An 18,789-nucleotide genomic window follows, 5' to 3' on the forward strand; every position below is an offset into this window, starting at 1 on the left:
GATAATTATTATAAAAAAAAATGTATTAAATCTATTAATTTTTTCAAAAAAATAAGACATGATAGCATGTCTTATTTTAAAATTTATTATTTTTGCTTAGCAATATAATATAATGGTAAAGCTAAGAATAAAGTTCCTCCAACATAGTTTCCTAAAGAAACAAATAAAAGATTCCACGCTGCTCCACCTAAACTAACTGCTGCCCCATGTGGCATCATTAATGCAATGCTAAATAAAGTCATATTAGCAATACTATGCTCAAATCCTGAAGTTATAAATACATATAAACACCAGAATATTACTATCAATTTTGCTGTTTCACTTTTTAATTTATATGAACACCATGCAGCTAAACATACTAAAATATTACATAAAATTCCTTTTAAAAATAAATCCATTGCTGGTGTGTTCATCTTCATTTCAGCCATTTTAACCATGTATTCTCCAACATAGCTTGTTGCAGCATGTGAATAAACATATATAGTAGCTCCTATTATTGAACCAAATAAGTTTCCAACCCATCCTGCCAATATTATTTTTATCATATCCATAGCTGTAACTCTCTTATATAATGCACCTATAGTCATTACAAGACAGTTGCTTGTAAATAAGTCTGTTCCAGCCATTATTACAAAACTTAACGCAGCACCAAAAGATATACCCATCACAACTTTGGTTGCTCCAAAGCCTGAATGATCAAGAATTCCTCCTACTGTGTAAAGTAGCATAACTGCTAATCCTACAAATAGTCCACCTAAAGCTGCTACCATTAAATATTTTGCTATACCTTTATTATATAATTTAATTTTTTTCTGTGCAGCTCCACAAACTATTTCCATTTCTTCATTATACATTTTGCATCTCCCTTCACATAATATATTAAATCCATTGATTATTATACACATTAATTTCACATTTAACAATTTATTTTTTAATTTTATTTATAATTTTGTAATAAAATCTAGTTATGATATAATAAATTATAAATATTTTATAAAATTTAAGGGGGGTTTATTTCATTGAGAAGAGAATATATAACCTATCCTAACAATTTGCCAATATTAGTTAATTATGTAAGTATTAAGAATTATCCTCTTCATTGGCATAATTCAATTGAAATTTTATATGTTCTAAAAGGAAAAATCAATATAACTATTGATACTGATAATTATGAACTAATTGAAAATGAATTAGAAATAATAAATATAGATGAATCTCATAGTTTTTCTTCTAGTGATGAAAATAATAAGGTACTAATCTTTAATATAGACCCTTTATTTTTTCAAAAATATTATAATGATATAAATAATATGTTTTTTTATACTAACACTTCAGATGAAGGTGCTCAGAAAGAAGAAAGATATACTATTTTTAGAACATTATTATCTATAATTCTTTGCGAAACCATTCAAAAAAATGATAATTTTGATAAAGAAATAGAAAAAAAACTTATAGATTTATTATTTCATTTAATTAATAACTTTCATTATTTAACTTATGATAATGAAGATATAAAAGAAAACCAAATGCAACTTGAAAGATATCATCGTATTTCTAAATATATTTTTAATAATTATAATACTAATATTACACTGCAAGATATAGCCAACAAAGAATTTTTAAGCACTCATTATTTATCACACGAAATAAAATATGCTACTGGATACAGCTTTACCGATTTGATTAATTTAACTCGTGTGGAGGAATCTATTAAGTTATTGCTTGATAGTGATGAAAGTATTTCAGAAATATGTGAAAAAATTGGATTTTCACACACTAGATATTTTAATAAGCACTTTAAAAGTTATTGTAAAATGACTCCTCTTCAATATAGAAAAAAATATAAAGTAACCGAATCTACTCTTTCAAAACAAAAGACCATAAATTATATTCCTGTTGAAGAAAGTTTAAATGATTTATCTTATTATTTAGATGATTATGATAGATATAACTATCATAACAAAATAACTACTATAACTATAAATGCAAATAATGATTTAGGAGATTTTGATAAAAGCTTTAAAGATATTTTAAATGTGAGTGATGCTTTTGATTTGCTTATTGAAGATAATAAAAACATAGTTGAAGATATTCTTGAAGAAATAAATTATAAATATATACGACTTTTAAATATGTTTTCAAAAGATATTGGAATTTTTCCTGGCTCAAAATTTTTTAACTGGACTAGAGCCTTAGATATTTTAGAATATGTATGTTCTTTAGAATTATATCCGTTAATAGTATTAGATTCATCAGAATTTTCTTCTAATGAATTTTTAGAAGCACTTAAATCCTTTTTAGAATATTTTCAAGAAGTTGAAAGTATAGAATTATTTAATTTTAAATTTCAGTTTTCTTCTAATATGGATAAAAATATAATAAAAGATATAAGAATTTTATTAGAAAATGACTTTAATTTAGAGATTTTAGATGATTTTTATATAAAAAATAACACTATAAACTATATTTATGATACTACTTATATGATTCCATATATAATTCATAATACCTTTAATTGTCCTAATTGTTTAGAATTTATAAAAGCATTTGATACTCTAGACAAACAATATGATTTAACTAATGAAGTTTTCTTTGGAGATCCTGGATTAGTTAATGACAAAGGTATAAAAAAACCTTCTTACTATGCCTATTATCTATTAAATAAAATGGGCGAAACTTTAGTAAGTTTTGGAAATGGCTATATTGTTACAAAATCAGAGGATGAAATTCAAATCCTATTATATACTATACCTAAAACTATTGATAAACTAATAGACTTTGAAAGTTTTTACAAATCAAAAGGAAGAAATAGTACTTTAGATAAACATTTATCTATAAATATTTTAAATATTAATTCTAATACTAAAATGATAAAATATGAAATAAATGAAAAAGTCGGTTCATCATTTAATTATTGGCTTTCTATGGGCAAACCTAAAAGATTAAAAAAAGAAGAAAAAGAAATACTTCACAAAGCATCCTTTCCACAAATAGATTTTAAATATTATAAGAAAAATACAGTTCTTAATTTACAAACTCATATTAATGGTTATGGTGCACAATTAATTTTACTTAAGTACTCTAAGTAATACTTTTATAAGTTTAATATTTTTATACTAAAAGCTACAAATTAACACATTTGTAGCTTTTTTTAATTTTAATATAATACTTATAATTTAACAAAGAAAAATCAAGTTGCAAATGTAAATATTTGTAACTTGATCTATTTTCAAAATTATAATTAAAGTTACTTTGATTAACTATAAGTTTTTCCTATAATTAATTTTATATAATCAATAACTTCATTATTTATACTAACAATAATCATTTTATTACAATTACGGTGTTTGTTTATAGTCATTCATACTCATTGCTTCAGCTTCAGATACTGTTAATTCATAATCATAAATATCTATATAATCTATAGTTCCATTAAAATACCATTTATCCCCATCGCTAGTTACTAATTTTCCAATATTCATGGTATTTTCACCAGTTATATCACCAAAGAATCCCTGTCCTATTGGAACTGTAAATGAATTAATTCCATCAATATATCCTTCTACTCCTCTTGAACCTACAGTTACTAATGTTGTATGATAAATTCCATCATTTAAATAAGGAGACATATTATATCCAAATAATTGTAAAGTATCTTGTCTTACCTCATATCTTACTCTTCCTGTAGATGTTCCACTAGATAACATTAATATTAACTTTGTATTTGCATTATTGGTATCAGACATACTAAAAATTGCTTGACTTGGAACTGTTGAAGTAGTTTTAAACTTAACTACAATAGAGCCCTCTGTTAAATTTTGAACTTTTGGTATATCATTTGTAATATCTAAATAATCTGTACTTCCATTAAATACTTTATTTATATTATAAGATAAATAAGGTACAGTATTTGTTGTACTATTTATTGTTGTTATTGGCATAGTTGAATATTGTAGACCTTTATTTGTTATATAAAACATAGCAGTTGTTAAATCTACACCGTTAAATCCTTGTGATAAATCTTTTGGTGAATTTATTACATTTCCAGTTAATTTTAATCTTGAATCTGGCTCTGCATGAGTAACTTTTAAATAATAACCATACTGAAAACTTACTCCATTTAAAGTGTTAGCAAAGTTATCTGCTGTTCCTGTACCTAATGCTGATGCTGTTACCATTTCATTTCCATTATTATCATAAAGTGTTGCACTAAAATAAACAGTGCTAAAATATACATGAACTTGATCCCCTGATGAGTTTACTACAAGTTTTTTATTAATGTCATCAAATCCAATACTTGCTCTTAATATACTGGAAAGTCCTAAGAAATTAAATTTATTATCTTCTATTGTTGGTATACTTTCCATAGTAAATACTCCTAAATTAGGTGCATAATTTGTTCCATCTCCATGGAATTTAATTGTGTTATTTCCTACCATTAAATTAACTGGTATAGTATAAATTAATGCATCATTTACTGTCCATCCAGCTGTTTTTGGTAATTCATAAATTGTTCCTGTATTTACTCCATTAATATCTAATTTCATTTTTCTATTTACATCTGCTGCAATATATTTTACTAATATATTATAAGCTCTAGCAGAACTTACATTTACCGTTACTGTACTTGAACCATCTGTTGGTCCACCAATATATCCTACATAATCTGTAGGTTCATTAATAGTAGCCCCTCCATTTAAAGCTCCTGCTAATATATTATAGGTGTTTGCTGACAATACCGGTGTTGCTTTATAATTATTCATACTCATAACTTGAGCCTGTTCTACTGTTAATTCATTATCATAAACATCTACATATTCTATAATTCCATTAAAATACCAGATGCCTCCATTACTAGTTATACTTCTTCCTATATTTAATGCATTTGGTGTGGTTACATCTGCGAAAAACGATTTATAAGTTGGCAAAGTAAATACATTAACTCCATCTACATATCCTTCTACTCCTCTACTACCTACACTTATTATGGCAGTATGATAATTTCCATCATTAACTACCGGAGCAACTACATAATATCCAAATTTTTGCACTCCATTATCCTTGACTTCATACCTTACTTTTCCTATTGCACTACCTGATCCTAAAAGAACTGTTATTTCAGTACTAGCATTAGTTGAATCAGACATACTAAAAATTGCATGGTTTGGAAGAGTAGTTGTGGTTTTAAATTTAACTACAATAGCACCCTCTGTTAAATTCTGAACTTTTGGTAAATCATTTGTAACATCTAAATAATCTGATGTTCCATTAAATACTTTATTCATACTATAGGATAAAACCGGAATTGTAGATGGTATAACTGGTGTTGTAGTGCTTGTTATACTGCTACTTGGTATTGTTGGAGTAACTATTAAATTACCAATCCATGGTCCTACAGCATTTGGACTATTATAGAATTTAATTGTATTAACTCCTGCGTTTAAGGTAACAGCTATATTCATTATTGGTGCAACTGGTGGTATATAATACGGAGTGGCCATTGTATTATAAACTATATTTGTACTAACTCCATTAATATCCATTCTAAATGGAGCACTTGTATTACTATTTAAATATTGAACTCCCAAATTATAAAGTCCTGATGTTGGTACTGAAACAGTTGATATTACATATCCTCCTGTATCTCCTATTCCTCCAACAAAATTACCCACTAATTGTAGATTTGCTCCATTTACAAGACTTCCTGTAGTTACATTAGTAGTATACATATAGCTTACTTTTGTTGTACTTGTTATGGTTAAATTACCTACCCATGGACCAGGAGCATTAGATTTATTATAAAGTTTAAGTGTATTAGATCCTGCATTTAATGTGATTAGCCCATTCATTATTTTCGCATTTGTTGCTGACCAATCCACTGTTTTATATGCTATATAAGGATTACCTGAATTACTTCCATTGACATCAACTTGTAATAATCTATCCCTATCACCACATAAATATTGAACTCCTAACTTATAAACTCCGTCTGTTGGAACTGTAACTGTTAATGTTACATAACCACCACTATCACCTATAGATCCTTGGAAAGTATTATTTAATTGTGGAGAAATACCAGTCGAAGTAGTTACATTAGTAACTGCATTTAAAGTTATTGGTACGGTTCCTGTCACTACATAAGAATTCAAACCTGGTACTGTAACATATTGTAATCCTGTTGGTTGAATATATAGATTAATTGTATTAAAATCAACATTATTAAATCCATTAGATAAATCTACTGGCGCTCCTGCTACTGTATCTGTGAGAATTAATCTCCACGGCTCTGCATGATATATTTTTAAATAATATCCATAATCAAATGTTACTCCATTTAAAGCTGTTGCAAAGCTACTTCCATCATTTTCACCTAGGGTAAAAGCTGATGCTTTTAGATTATTATTTCCATCATATAAAGACATTCCAAAATACATGTTTTTAGGCAAAAATTCATGAGCTACTGAACCTGTAGAAGTTACCATAAGCTTTTTATTAGTTGTATCAAATTGTACTTTATTTATAGTCATCCAATTTAATCCTTGAATATCAAATGAATTTGCTGATAATGCTGTTATTGTTGTACTATTTATTGTTGTTATTTCTTTATAATTATTCATACTCATAACTTTGGCTTGTTCTACTGTTAATTCATTACCATAAATATCTACATATTCTATTGTTCCATTAAAATACCATTGTCCTCCTGAACTAGTTAATATTCTACCAATATTCATAGTGTTTTCACCTGTTATATCTGCAAAGAAATTATGAGATGCTGGAACAGTAAAAGCATTTACTCCATCAATATACCCTTCTACTCCTCTTGTGCCTACACTAATTAAAACTGTATGAAGATTTCCATCATTTAAATAAGGAATCATATTATATCCAAATAATTGAGTTGTGCCTTGTCTAACTTCATACCTTATTCTTCCTATGGAAGTTCCTGAAGATGAAAAAACTGCTAATTTTGTATTGGCATCAGTTGTACTAGTCATGCTAAAAATTGCTTGATTTGGAAGTGTTGAGGTAGTTTTAAACTTAACTACAATAGCACCCTCTGTTAAATTTTGAACTGTTGATAAATCATTTGTAATATCTAAATAATCTGATGTTCCATTAAATACTTTATTTACACTATAAGATAAAGCAGGAATAGTACTTGTTATAGTTGTTATTGGTGTTGTTGAATATTCTATTCCATTATTTGTTATATAAAACATAGCAGTTGTTAAATCTACACCTTCAAATCCTTGTGATAAATCTTTTGGTGAATTTACTACGTTTCCAATTAATTTTAACCTACCACTTTTTTCTGCATGAGTAACTTTTAAATAATAACCATACTGAAAACTTACTCCATTTAAAGTATTAGCAAAACTATCAGCTGTTTCTGAACCTAAAGCTGATGACATTATTAATTCATTTCCATTATTATCATACAATGCTGCACTTAAATAAACACTATTTGGTAAAAATTCATGAATCATATCTCCTGATGACTTAACTACAAGTTTTTTATTAATAGCATCAAATTCAATACTTGTTTTTAATATATTATAATATCCTAAAAATTCAAATTTATTATTTTCTATTGGAATTGTACTTGGTGTTGATATAACAAGTTCATTTACTGTAAACAAACATAAATTTGGTGCATAATTTATTCCATCTCCATAGAATTTAATGGTATTATCTCCTGCCATTAATTTAACTGGTATTGTATAAGTTAGTGCATCATTTACTGTCCATCCTGCTGTTTTTGGTAATTCATAAATTGTTCCTGTATTTACTCCATTAATATCTACTTTCATTGGTCTATTTACATCTGCTGCAATATATTTTACTGCTATATTATAATCTCCTTGTGAAAGCACATTAACTGTTACTGTGCTTGACCCATCTGTTGGTCCTCCAATATTAGTAGCATAACTAGTAACTGAATCTACAACTGCTCCTCCTTCTAAACTACCTAATGCTACATCATAAGTTCCTGTTGGAAGTGATGATGTATTGGTAATAGTATTTGGAGACGTTGGAGTATTTACAGTAATTAATTGAGATTGATTAGATTTAACTAAATAATTTCCAGCTGGTACATTAATAAAAGTATATATACCTGCTGAATTTGTTCTAGTAAATGCTACTGGGGTAAGAATATTGTTATTATCCACATTATAAAGAATAACATCAGCACCAACTACAGGACTATTAGTACTATCAGTTATAACTCCTGATACAATACCGTCTGCCGCTTGTGGATTTATATTTAAAATTTTGGAAATAGTTGTTATATTTCCACTTTGCACTGTTACTGTAGAATCCCCTTGCATATAACCTAATGCTGTAACAGTAATTTTATAATTTCCTGAATTCAATTCACTAAATACAAAAATACCTGCTGTGTCTGTATAAGTTATTGCCATTAAATTATCAATTCCACTAACTACACTGTATAATAGAACTATAGCACCTGATATTGGATTAACATTACTATCCATTATAGTACCACTTATAGCACCAAAAGTAGTATTTGTATCTGATTGTAATGTAAAATTAACAGTAGTACTTTGTGAGGATAATAAGGTAAATGGAGAAGCTTGAGATAAGATTTTTCCAGGAGCTATAGCTATCATATTATATACGCTACTATAAGCTATTGAATCTATAGAATAATTTCCATTAGCATCAGTACTTGTATTAGTTAATGGTTGTAATTTATCATCCATTAATTTAACTACTGCCCCTTGTATAGGATTATTATTTGAATCTACTACTTTTCCAATAATAGAGGATCCTAAATTAGGTTGTTTAGTATTAAAATCAAGCTTTAAATCTAATCTTATATCTGAACCTTTACCTAAAACTTCTACTCTTTGTGACTGTGTTACATTATACTTATCCTGTCTAATTTGCATGTGTAACCCCCCAATATAAAAAATATATTTTTATTTAAATCTCTATATCAATTTATGTTTTACATAAGTTTTTTGTGATTATATATTTTCAAAAAAAAAAGTTTCTACATAATGAACTCCTATAAAGGTTCATCTGTAGAAACTTTTATATAATTAAATATTAAATTAATCAAAATCCTTGCTTATAACTAAAGCTAAACTTATATATTTTAGAGAATCTCTAGTATCTCCTATTATATGATACATATTTGCCATCTCTAAATATCTTTCATATTTCTCACTACAAGTACCAAATTTCATTAATAAATCTGTAGCTAAATTCATATCCATTTCCCATTGAATTACACTATTTTTAATCTTATGAATTTTTCCTCTTATAAAATATGCTTTTTCTATAAATACTATGTTGTCCATTTCAATAGCTCTTTGCAATGCCTCTTCACAATTAGCTAAAGCTAAATCAATTTCACAGTTATCTAAAAATATCTTTGAAATTGTTAATAACACCTCTGTATATTTCCAACTATTATCTTGATAAATATTATTTTTTGCTTGTATTAATCTCTTTATTCCATTATTATCCTTAATTTTAAAATAAGATTTAGCTATACAAATATTAATCAAAGCAGCATACTCTTCATATTTATTACTATATTCATCAAAAACTTTAATTTCTCTTTCAAAGCTTTCATTTTTTAATATATTAATGGCTGCAATAATGCCTTTAGCCAAACTTATTTTACCAACATCTTCAATATCATTACTTATATTTAATAAATCTTGTAATATATCCTCGCATTTTTTTAATTCTTCAGCTGAAAAATAACATATAGCTAATGAAATTATAGTCATAATATTTTTATTATAATATTCTTTTTCATTATTTTCTAATTCATTATTTAGATATATGGTAAAATATGTTGTAGCATCTTGAAAACTTCCTCTTATCATGAAATAAAAAGCTAAATCACTATAATATAAATTATTGTAACATTCTTTATTTTCATATAAATCAGTATATAAATCTACCAAAGGAGTTATTTTATCAAATCTTCTTTGATTGGTATAACCTTTAAATAATATATGCATAAATTTGAAAGCAAAATCTGTATATTCTTTAATACTACAATATTCATAATTTTCAATTAAAGTATTAAAGTCTTCATTGGTATAAACATAATTTTTTTGTGAATATTTTTCTATACTTTTTTTCAATTCACTTTTATCATCGCAAAGTAAATATTGTAAATCTAGCCCTAATCTTTCAGCAACTAATTCAAGCACCCATTCTTCTGGTACTACCTTACCATTTTCAATACAACTCATTCTTGATATAGATATGTCTTGTTTGCATAACTCTTTTAATGTAAGACCTTTATAAACTCTTGCCCTTTTTATTTTCTCACCAGTTGATAAAAAATTCATTTTACTCACCCATCACTTTAATTTTTAATTACCCCAACTCTTTTTAAAAGACTTATCCCTTGATCTAAGTATTTAGCAGCTTCATAATCTCTCTTTAACTCAAGATAAAATTTTCCTAACATAATTGATATTTCTGCTTCTTTATCTTCTAAACCATTATTTACAGCTTTAGAAAGTGTATCTAATAATATTCTTTCAGCTTCTTCTTTATTTTCCTGTAAAACTTCTATTCTAAATAATAAAATATCATATTCTATTACTCTTTCTATATCTGCTATATTTAAATTAGCTTTAATTTCATTTAATATATCTATACATTTATCTATATTTTTAATTTTGATATAATTTTCACAAATACTAACTAAAGTGTCTAAAAGCTTTACATCACCATTCTCTTTTCTTATTTTTCTAGCTATTTCATAATGCTCTATAGATTCTTCTAAATTTTCAAATTTATAAAATAATTTTCCTAAAGAATCTTCTATAGTTGCTATATTATCTAATTGTTTTAACTCTTTATAAATATTTAAACTTTTTTCTGAAAATCTTAAGGCATTATCCATGTCGCCTATTTTTCCATACTCTTCAGCTAATAATTCTAAACTTTCAGCATATTTTTTTCTATCATAAATTTTTTCAAACTCTTTTTTAGCTAAATATGAAAAATTTATAGCTTTTTGAGTATCTTCTATAAAATAATATGATTTAGAAAGATAATAATAAATTTCTCCTAATAAATAATCTTCACATAAATTATATTCTCTATAAAACTTTTCAGCTTCTCTTAAATAAGAATTAGCAGAATGATATGCTTTTAATTTTAAGCTTATTTTTCCAATATTTAAATAAGTTTTTACAACATCTAAATAACTAGATGTTTTTACAAATAATATATTAGCAGAAATATAATTTTCCTGTGCTTCTGTTAAATTATTTCTTCTTAAGTTTTGTTCAGCTCTTAAATATAAATTTCTAGCTTTTCTATATTCAAGGTCGTATTTTTCTGCATAATGTAATGCATACTCAATGTATTTTTCTACCTTTTCTTTATTTCCATCAAGGATAGCTTTTTCTGCAAGTTGTTCAAAATACAAGCAAATTCTTTCTGCCTGTGTTTTTTCAGTTTCCATTAAATACTCCACTGAAGTTTTTAAAGTCTCAGCTAAATACTCAAGTAAATCCATAGAAGGATTTGATCTTCCTGACTCAACTAAACTTATTTGTCCTGGAGTTATTCTATCTTGAGCTAAATCCTTCAATGTCATATTTAGTTCTTTTCTTCTTCTTTTTATTTTTTCTCCTAATGACAATATTTCCATAACACTATCTTCCTTTAACATGTTAGTATTTTAACTTTCCTTTAAATATCTATATTATATCATAAAATTGCACATTTTTTTATATATTTACATTAAATTTTTTAAAATATTTTATTTAATTTAAAAATTAAAAGAGATAACCTTTAAAAGTTATCTCTTTTATTCTTATTTAATGGTATTATTTGTTCCAAACCATAGAATCTTCTGCCATATTAATCATTCTTTTGCCAGCTTTTCTAAAAACTTTTTGAGTTTTTCTATTTAAGTTAGGTACTACCATCATACCAACAGCTGCACCTAGAACAACTCCAGCAGTTAAAGACATCATCATCTTACCCACATTTACCACCTCTTTTTTTATATTACATATCTATTTTGCTTAATTTAAAATATTTTATAAGAGGTAATTAATTCCTAAAATATTATTTGATTTTTTTAAATAAATTCTTTCTAAATATCTTGTAAAAATATATAATCTAATTCTACATCTTTGTCTACATACCAATTTATTAAGCCTACTTTTCCTGCATTCATTGTAACCTCAGATATATAGTCATTACTAACAATTTCTCCATTTGGCAATGCTTCTCCACTTAAAATAGTTTTTATTTTCTTATCATTATATTGTATTGTAATAGTGTATTGTTTATTCATTTGTAAGTTAGGCAAATTACTTCCAATAACAGTATATTTTTCTTTTGGAAATCTACATACCCATCTATCTATATCATAACATATAGCAGCCCAATCATTAGAATCTACATATCTAAATACGAAACCTATTCTTCCATCATTTAAATCATTATTGTTATATTTAAAGGATATTTTATATACTCCATTAGAAATAATTGGAGATTTTTCATCTATAAGCATGCTTACAGTAGTTTTTATATTTAATTTTCCATTAGCTATAGTAGTATTAGCCTCTCCACTTACTAAAGTCCACTTACCACTATTATTATTAAAATCTACATAGTATAAAGTTTTTATAGGCTCTACAGAAAAATTATCTAATGTTATATTTTTATCTGTATACCAACTTATTATACCTTCACTTCCTAAATTAACAGATAATTGAGGTACAGATGTGATAACAATAATAGGATTAGTTAATATTTCTCCTGTTAAAGTAATTGAAATATTTTTATTATTATATTCTATTTTAATATTATATTGTTTATTAATTTGTAAATTTGGTAATCCTGAAATAATAGCATATTCTTCCTGTGGCATTCTACAAACCCATCTATCTATATCATAACATACAGCAGCCCAATTATTAGCATCCACATACCTAAATACAAATCCTAATCTTCCTTCATTAGAATCATTAGGGCTATATTTAAAATCTATTTTATAAATACCATTAGTTACCAATGGAGCTTTTTCATCTATAAGAGTACCTATAGTGGTTCCTATATTTAGTGTGCCATCAACTATTGAAATAGTACCTGTTCCAATCTCATACTTCCACTGTCCTGAAGTATTGGATGTATTAAAATCTTCAAAATGAATATTAGGATCATATATTAATGCTACTTCATCTATTTTAATATTTTTAGAAGCCATCCAGCTTATTATCCCAATTTGTCCTGAATTTACAGGCAAATTTTCTATAGTAGATTTAACCTTAATATCACCATTAATTAATTCTTCTCCTGAAAGAATTACTATAATATCCTTATTATTATACTCTATTGTTATTGTATATTTTTTATTAGCTTTTAAATTTGGTAATCCTTGTGTCAAATCTCCATACTGTTCTGGTATTTGCCATACCCATTTATTTATATCATAACTTATAGCACACCAATTATTACTATCTAAATATCTAAATATAAATCCTAATCTTCCTTCATTAGAATCCATCATAAATGTTGCTTTATAAATTCCATTAGCTACCATTGGACAATTTTTATCAATAACTGTACTTACTGTTGTGTTTAAATTTAACTGATTATTAGTTATAGTTGTAGTGGCTTCTCCTTCTAAAACTTTCCAACTTCCGCTATTTAAAGAATTTTCAAAATTAGTATAATATAATTCATTAATAGCTATAATCCCTTCAACACCAGCATCTTTATCTAATATATAAAGATTATCTAAAATTAACTCATCATATCCATATGCTTTTTCTAAAGCTAAATAATAATCATCAGCATCTTTTGTAATGAATTCACTATTAAATGTTTTTACTTCTCTAATATAATCTGCACCATCTTCTGGATTTCCTACTACATTACTTGGTAATAAAGGAGCTTTAAATAAAATACCTGCCGTAGGTGAATTCACTACAATATGATATAAATTGCTTAATTTACAAGTATATTTAAAGCCTAGCTCATATTTAGTATTTGGTTTTAATTGTAATGTGCTTTCATCTGTAACTAATAATTCACCTGTATTATTTGCTAATTCATTAGTTTTAAATGAAAATCTTCCATCTATTACCCAACACATATACTGTCCTCCATTAGGACTTTTTTCAGCAAAATGGGTTCTACGTGCACTACTTTCATAACCTGCTATATCTGCATAAACTATAGTAGAATAAAATGGTCCCCATCCTTCATCTACATTTTCAAAATCTTCATATAATACATATCCTTCTCTATTAGTAGCTGGTAAATTAAGAGGATTTGTCCAAATTCTAAATTCATCTAAATATACCTTTGAATCTTTATTATCATTTGCCACATTAACATATAATGTAGCTGTGGTTATTCCACTTGGTACTTTAAAATGAACTTTTATTCTAGTAAAGGTATCTCCTCTCCACTTGCCTGTTCTATGAATACGAGTTGTTTTTCTATTAATAGTAGACTCTGAAATTTTTTCATTACAATTAACGCCTAAGGTAACCCGTCTATCACCTTCAAGTTTTACCCATACTGAAGCAGTATAAGTTTTTCCTTCAGACAAACCATTAATTTTTTGAGAAATTATAGCATTAGCTCCATTATTACCATTAATTCTTACTATATAATTTCCTAATCTACCTTCAAAAGTTTCTTTAATTCTAGAAATATGACTATTGTTACCTGATGTGGTTTTTATAACCCAATTATCAGAAATATTTTCACTATCAAAACTTGGATCATTAATTAATGAATCTTCTCCCCAAGTAGTTATTCTATTTACTAATACAATTTCATCATATGGAAATAAAACATAAGGAGTTTTAGCCTGAGCATTAATAGTTATTTTGCCATTAATTACACTAATATCATTAATGTAATTTCTTCCTTCAGCAGATAGCTTATAAACTTTAACCTTTGAAACACCACTCCACATATTTGGTATATCCCAAGTAGTTTGTCCGCCATTAGGATTCCAGTGATAAACCTTTTTTTGTGGTTTTCCATCTATTTGAGCCCATGGCCATGGCATAAATAAAGTTGTTATTCCTATTCTTCTCCAGTTTAGTGAACTAATAGGAGTGGTAGCTATCAATTTATCATCTTGATAAATATTTATATTTCCATTTTCTCTTTTACTTATTAATCCATTGTTGAATTTAACAAATCCATTCGTTCCATCATCAACCCATTCCATTATATCAAAATGTTGCATATACTTACTTGGTAAGTTTTGATTATAAATCATGTCTATAACATGAGGGCCTTCTAAATCATGCTTTTCTATCCATCCACTTGGAAATACATGCTTAGAAGCCTTTAATAAATCATCTGCTAAATATGCATCTTGCTCTCCATTTCTTATAAATCTTACTATTTTACTTTTATTAGCTTCATTGGTATAACTAGGATCCGACCCCCAATGAACCCAACCAATTTGTTCTTCAAAAGGTCCACTGTATTCAGTTCCAAGCATCCATCCTTTTGAATTTAATAATGTGGCTAATTTATAGGCTACCCAGTGTTCACCTTCATAAACATCTACATAAATCCATTTTAATCCTGGAAATTCTTTTTCTAAATTATCAATTTTTTTCTTAATTTCTCCTGAAAGAAAATCTTTTTTCTTATCAACTATATATCCCTGATCTACCCAGTTCCACGCTTTTATAAATCCTGGAATTAAATTTTCCACTTTAATTTGAAATGCATCTAGATGATATTCTGTCACATTAATATGCAAACCTATCTTTGCATTATACTTACTTGCTATTTCTATTAATTTATTTAAATCATCCTTCCCTCCCTGTCTAATACCAATATGACCATCTATATCCGCAATAACATCATCATGCCCTTCACCTTGATAGCCTTTTTCAAGAACTATTTGTCCAAATCCATCTGTATAATTTGCAAGTCTTTTTATTATATCTGCTGTTTTTATAAATGGCGATTGAGCTAATCCAGCAGTATTAAGAGCTATATATGAAAATGAATCTTTTATATATTCTGCTCCTACAATTGGTGTTTTATTTTGTCTAAATAAAATAGCTCCATCTTGCCAATCAACTACTCCATTTCCATTAACATCTCTACCAATACTTACTTCAAAACAAGGTAATGGATCTAAATATGCTATATCATCAAATATTTTCCTATATTCAAATAATCCACTACTTAAAGTAACTTGCTTAAAATTATTTCTATTTTCAACAGTTAAAATACATTTACTTTCAGCATCAAATGTATTACTACTTAAAGTTACAACAAATTTATCATTATTTATAAAAGCATATGCTCTTTTAAAAACTCCTATATTATAATTATCAACAGATAAAAATTCATCTGTAATTTTACCCCAAGCTCCTGTATTTATTGTTGCTGCAATTTGTCCATTATCTGTACTTTTTATAGTAGCTACATTATTATTAGGAAATTTAATTCTTTTCACTTTAAAACTTCCATTTTCTCTTATTTCAGTAATCTCATTTTTTACTGTATAATCATTAATTAAATATATTTTCATAGTTATAACTACTTGTATTGTATTAAAAGTTATAGTATATAATATAGTTTTATTATCTATTTGATTATAAGATATTTCTGGCATATACAAATCTCCATTAATTTCAACAACATATACACCATCCCTTTCACCATCTAATATTAATCCATCAGAATTCCATTTATATTCAATAATTCTAGGATACTTACTATCTAATGTCACCTTCATGGAATTGGATTGGATATAAAGTAAATTATTTTGCATAGGAATTTTATTTAAACATATTTCTTTTACTTGTATATTTTTATCAACATACCAATTCATAAACCCTACTTTTCCAGAAGCTATTGGAATCTCTTGAATATATTGTCTCATAGTTATAGCTCCATCCGGTAAATCTTTTCCAGAAATAATTAAAATAATAATTTTATCATTATATTGCAATCTTATTTTATATTCTTTTCCTACTTGTAAAATGGGTAAATTTGCTCCAAAATCTCCAAATCCAGTTGCTGTTCTCCAAACCCAACGATTTAAATCATAACATATTGCTGCCCAGTTATTATTATCTACATATCTAAATACTAAGCCTATTCTTCCATGATTTTCATCATTAGAGGTATATTTAAAAGTTGCTTCATAAACTCCCTTATCTAACATTGGTGCATTATCATCAATTATTATACTTTCAACTGTCTTTATATTTAAGATATTATTTTCTAAAGTTATATTAGCTGTCCCACTTTTACTTTGCCAATTGCCACTATTTTGTGCTGTAGAAAAATCTATATGATATAATTTTGATAATGTAACATATTGTAATCCATTAGATTCAATGTATAATTTAACAATATTTAAATCAATATTATTGAAACCTAAACTTAAATCTGTTGGTGCATGGGCTACATTTCCTGAAATAAGCACTCGCCAAGGCTCCATATGATATATTTTAAAATAATATCCATATTCAAAAGAAACTCCATTTAAAATTGATGCAAAATTATTACCATTATCGTCTCCTGTTAAAGACGCTGAAGCTTTTAAATTTCCATTTCCATCATATAGTAATAAACTAAAATAAAGTTTATTATCTACATATTCATTAGCTTGCGTACCTGTTGATTTAACTATAAGCTTTTTATTGATTATATCAAATTCTATAGTATTTATAGATAACCAATTATATCCTTGAAAAGTGAATTTATTATTTTCTAAAGAATTTTTAGTAGAGGTTATGCTTGTGGTTGGTATATCATTATCTGCCACAGTAACTAATTCTGACTGATTAGATTTAACTAGATAATTTCCTGCTGGAACATTAATAAAGGTATAAATTCCTGCTGAATTAGTTGAGGTAAAGGCTACCGGTGTTAAAGAATTGTCCTTATCTACATTATAAAGAATTACATCAGCATTAGCTACTACACTATTAGATGTATCAGTAATAATACCTGATACTATTCCATCAGCTGCTTGTGGATTTTCATTTAAAACTTTTGAAAATGTAGTTATAATTCCACTTTTTACACTAACAGTTATTTGTTCTGATAAATAACCTAAAGCATTAAGTATAATTTTATAATTTCCAGCATCTAATTCACTTAATACACAAACACCTGAACTATCGGTGTAAGTTATAGCCATTAAATTTTCTGCTCCATTTACTAAATTATAAAGTAATATTATAGCTCCTTGTATATATTGTCCATTTATTCCTTTTAAATTACCACTAATACTCCCTAAACTAGTATTAGTATCTAATTGTAACGTTATATTAATTGTTTTATTTTCTCCTAATAATAAGGTAAATGGCTCTGTTTGAAATACTATTTTTCCTATAGCTGTAGCTATGATTTTATATATATTACTAAAAGGTAAAGAATTTATAAAATAATTTCCATTATCATCTGTCATAGTATTAGTTAAAGGTTGAAAATTACCATCTACTAATTTTATTACAGCTCCTTTAATAGCATTATTATTGCTATCTACTACTTTTCCTGTAAGTGATGAACCTATATTAGTTTGTTTATTATTAAAATCTAATTGCATATCTAATCTTATATCAGAACCTCTCCCTACAATATTAACTATTTTAGATTGAGCTACATTATATTTATCTTGTTTGATTTGCATAATTAAATTCTCCTAAGTAAAAAATCTTTATTTTATAACATTTTATTCCTTAAATAGACTTTTTGTGCAATTACAAAAAAAATGTTCTATTAATTCAATAGAACATTTTTTTGATAAATATTATTTTT

The 18,789-nt window shown here is 26.5% G+C and carries 7 protein-coding genes; 1 reads left to right on the forward strand and 6 read right to left on the reverse strand.

The features are described 5' to 3' along the window. Positions 1-86: 86 nt before the first annotated feature. A complete protein-coding gene (locus GBZ86_RS05035; RefSeq protein WP_152888363.1) occupies positions 87-854 on the reverse strand; it encodes a formate/nitrite transporter family protein in 768 nt (255 codons plus the stop codon). 165 nt (positions 855-1,019) lie between these two features. Here GBZ86_RS05035 and GBZ86_RS05040 point away from each other — a divergent pair, with 165 nt between their 5' ends. Next, on the forward strand, positions 1,020-3,089 hold the full coding sequence (locus GBZ86_RS05040) for a helix-turn-helix domain-containing protein (protein ID WP_152888365.1): 2,070 nt from the start codon (positions 1,020-1,022) through the stop codon (positions 3,087-3,089). Positions 3,090-3,338: 249 nt separating this feature from the next. Here GBZ86_RS05040 and GBZ86_RS05045 read toward each other — a convergent pair whose 3' ends face one another. The 5 genes from GBZ86_RS05045 to GBZ86_RS05060 form a co-directional block, all read right to left on the reverse strand. Then, entirely contained in the window at positions 3,339-8,918 is a 5,580-nt protein-coding gene (locus tag GBZ86_RS05045; RefSeq protein ID WP_152888367.1) for a putative mucin/carbohydrate-binding domain-containing protein, read from the reverse strand. A gap of 165 nt (positions 8,919-9,083) precedes the next feature. Next, positions 9,084-10,343 carry a helix-turn-helix domain-containing protein gene (locus GBZ86_RS05050; protein WP_152888369.1) on the reverse strand — a complete coding sequence of 420 codons (1,260 nt, stop codon included), beginning with the start codon at positions 10,341-10,343 and terminating at the stop codon, positions 9,084-9,086. A gap of 17 nt (positions 10,344-10,360) precedes the next feature. Beyond that, positions 10,361-11,662: a helix-turn-helix domain-containing protein gene (locus GBZ86_RS05055; protein ID WP_152888371.1), complete on the reverse strand. Its 1,302-nt coding sequence runs from the start codon at positions 11,660-11,662 to the stop codon at positions 10,361-10,363. Positions 11,663-11,840: 178 nt separating this feature from the next. After that, positions 11,841-12,002 (reverse strand): hypothetical protein, encoded by a 162-nt coding sequence (locus GBZ86_RS17030; protein WP_170272164.1) that lies wholly within the window; start codon positions 12,000-12,002, stop codon positions 11,841-11,843. 110 nt (positions 12,003-12,112) lie between these two features. Then, positions 12,113-18,661 (reverse strand): endo-alpha-N-acetylgalactosaminidase family protein, encoded by a 6,549-nt coding sequence (locus GBZ86_RS05060; protein WP_152888373.1) that lies wholly within the window; start codon positions 18,659-18,661, stop codon positions 12,113-12,115. Positions 18,662-18,789: the final 128 nt, after the last annotated feature.

Source organism: Clostridium tarantellae (genome assembly GCF_009295725.1).
Taxonomy (GTDB): Bacteria; Bacillota; Clostridia; order Clostridiales; family Clostridiaceae; genus Sarcina; species Sarcina tarantellae.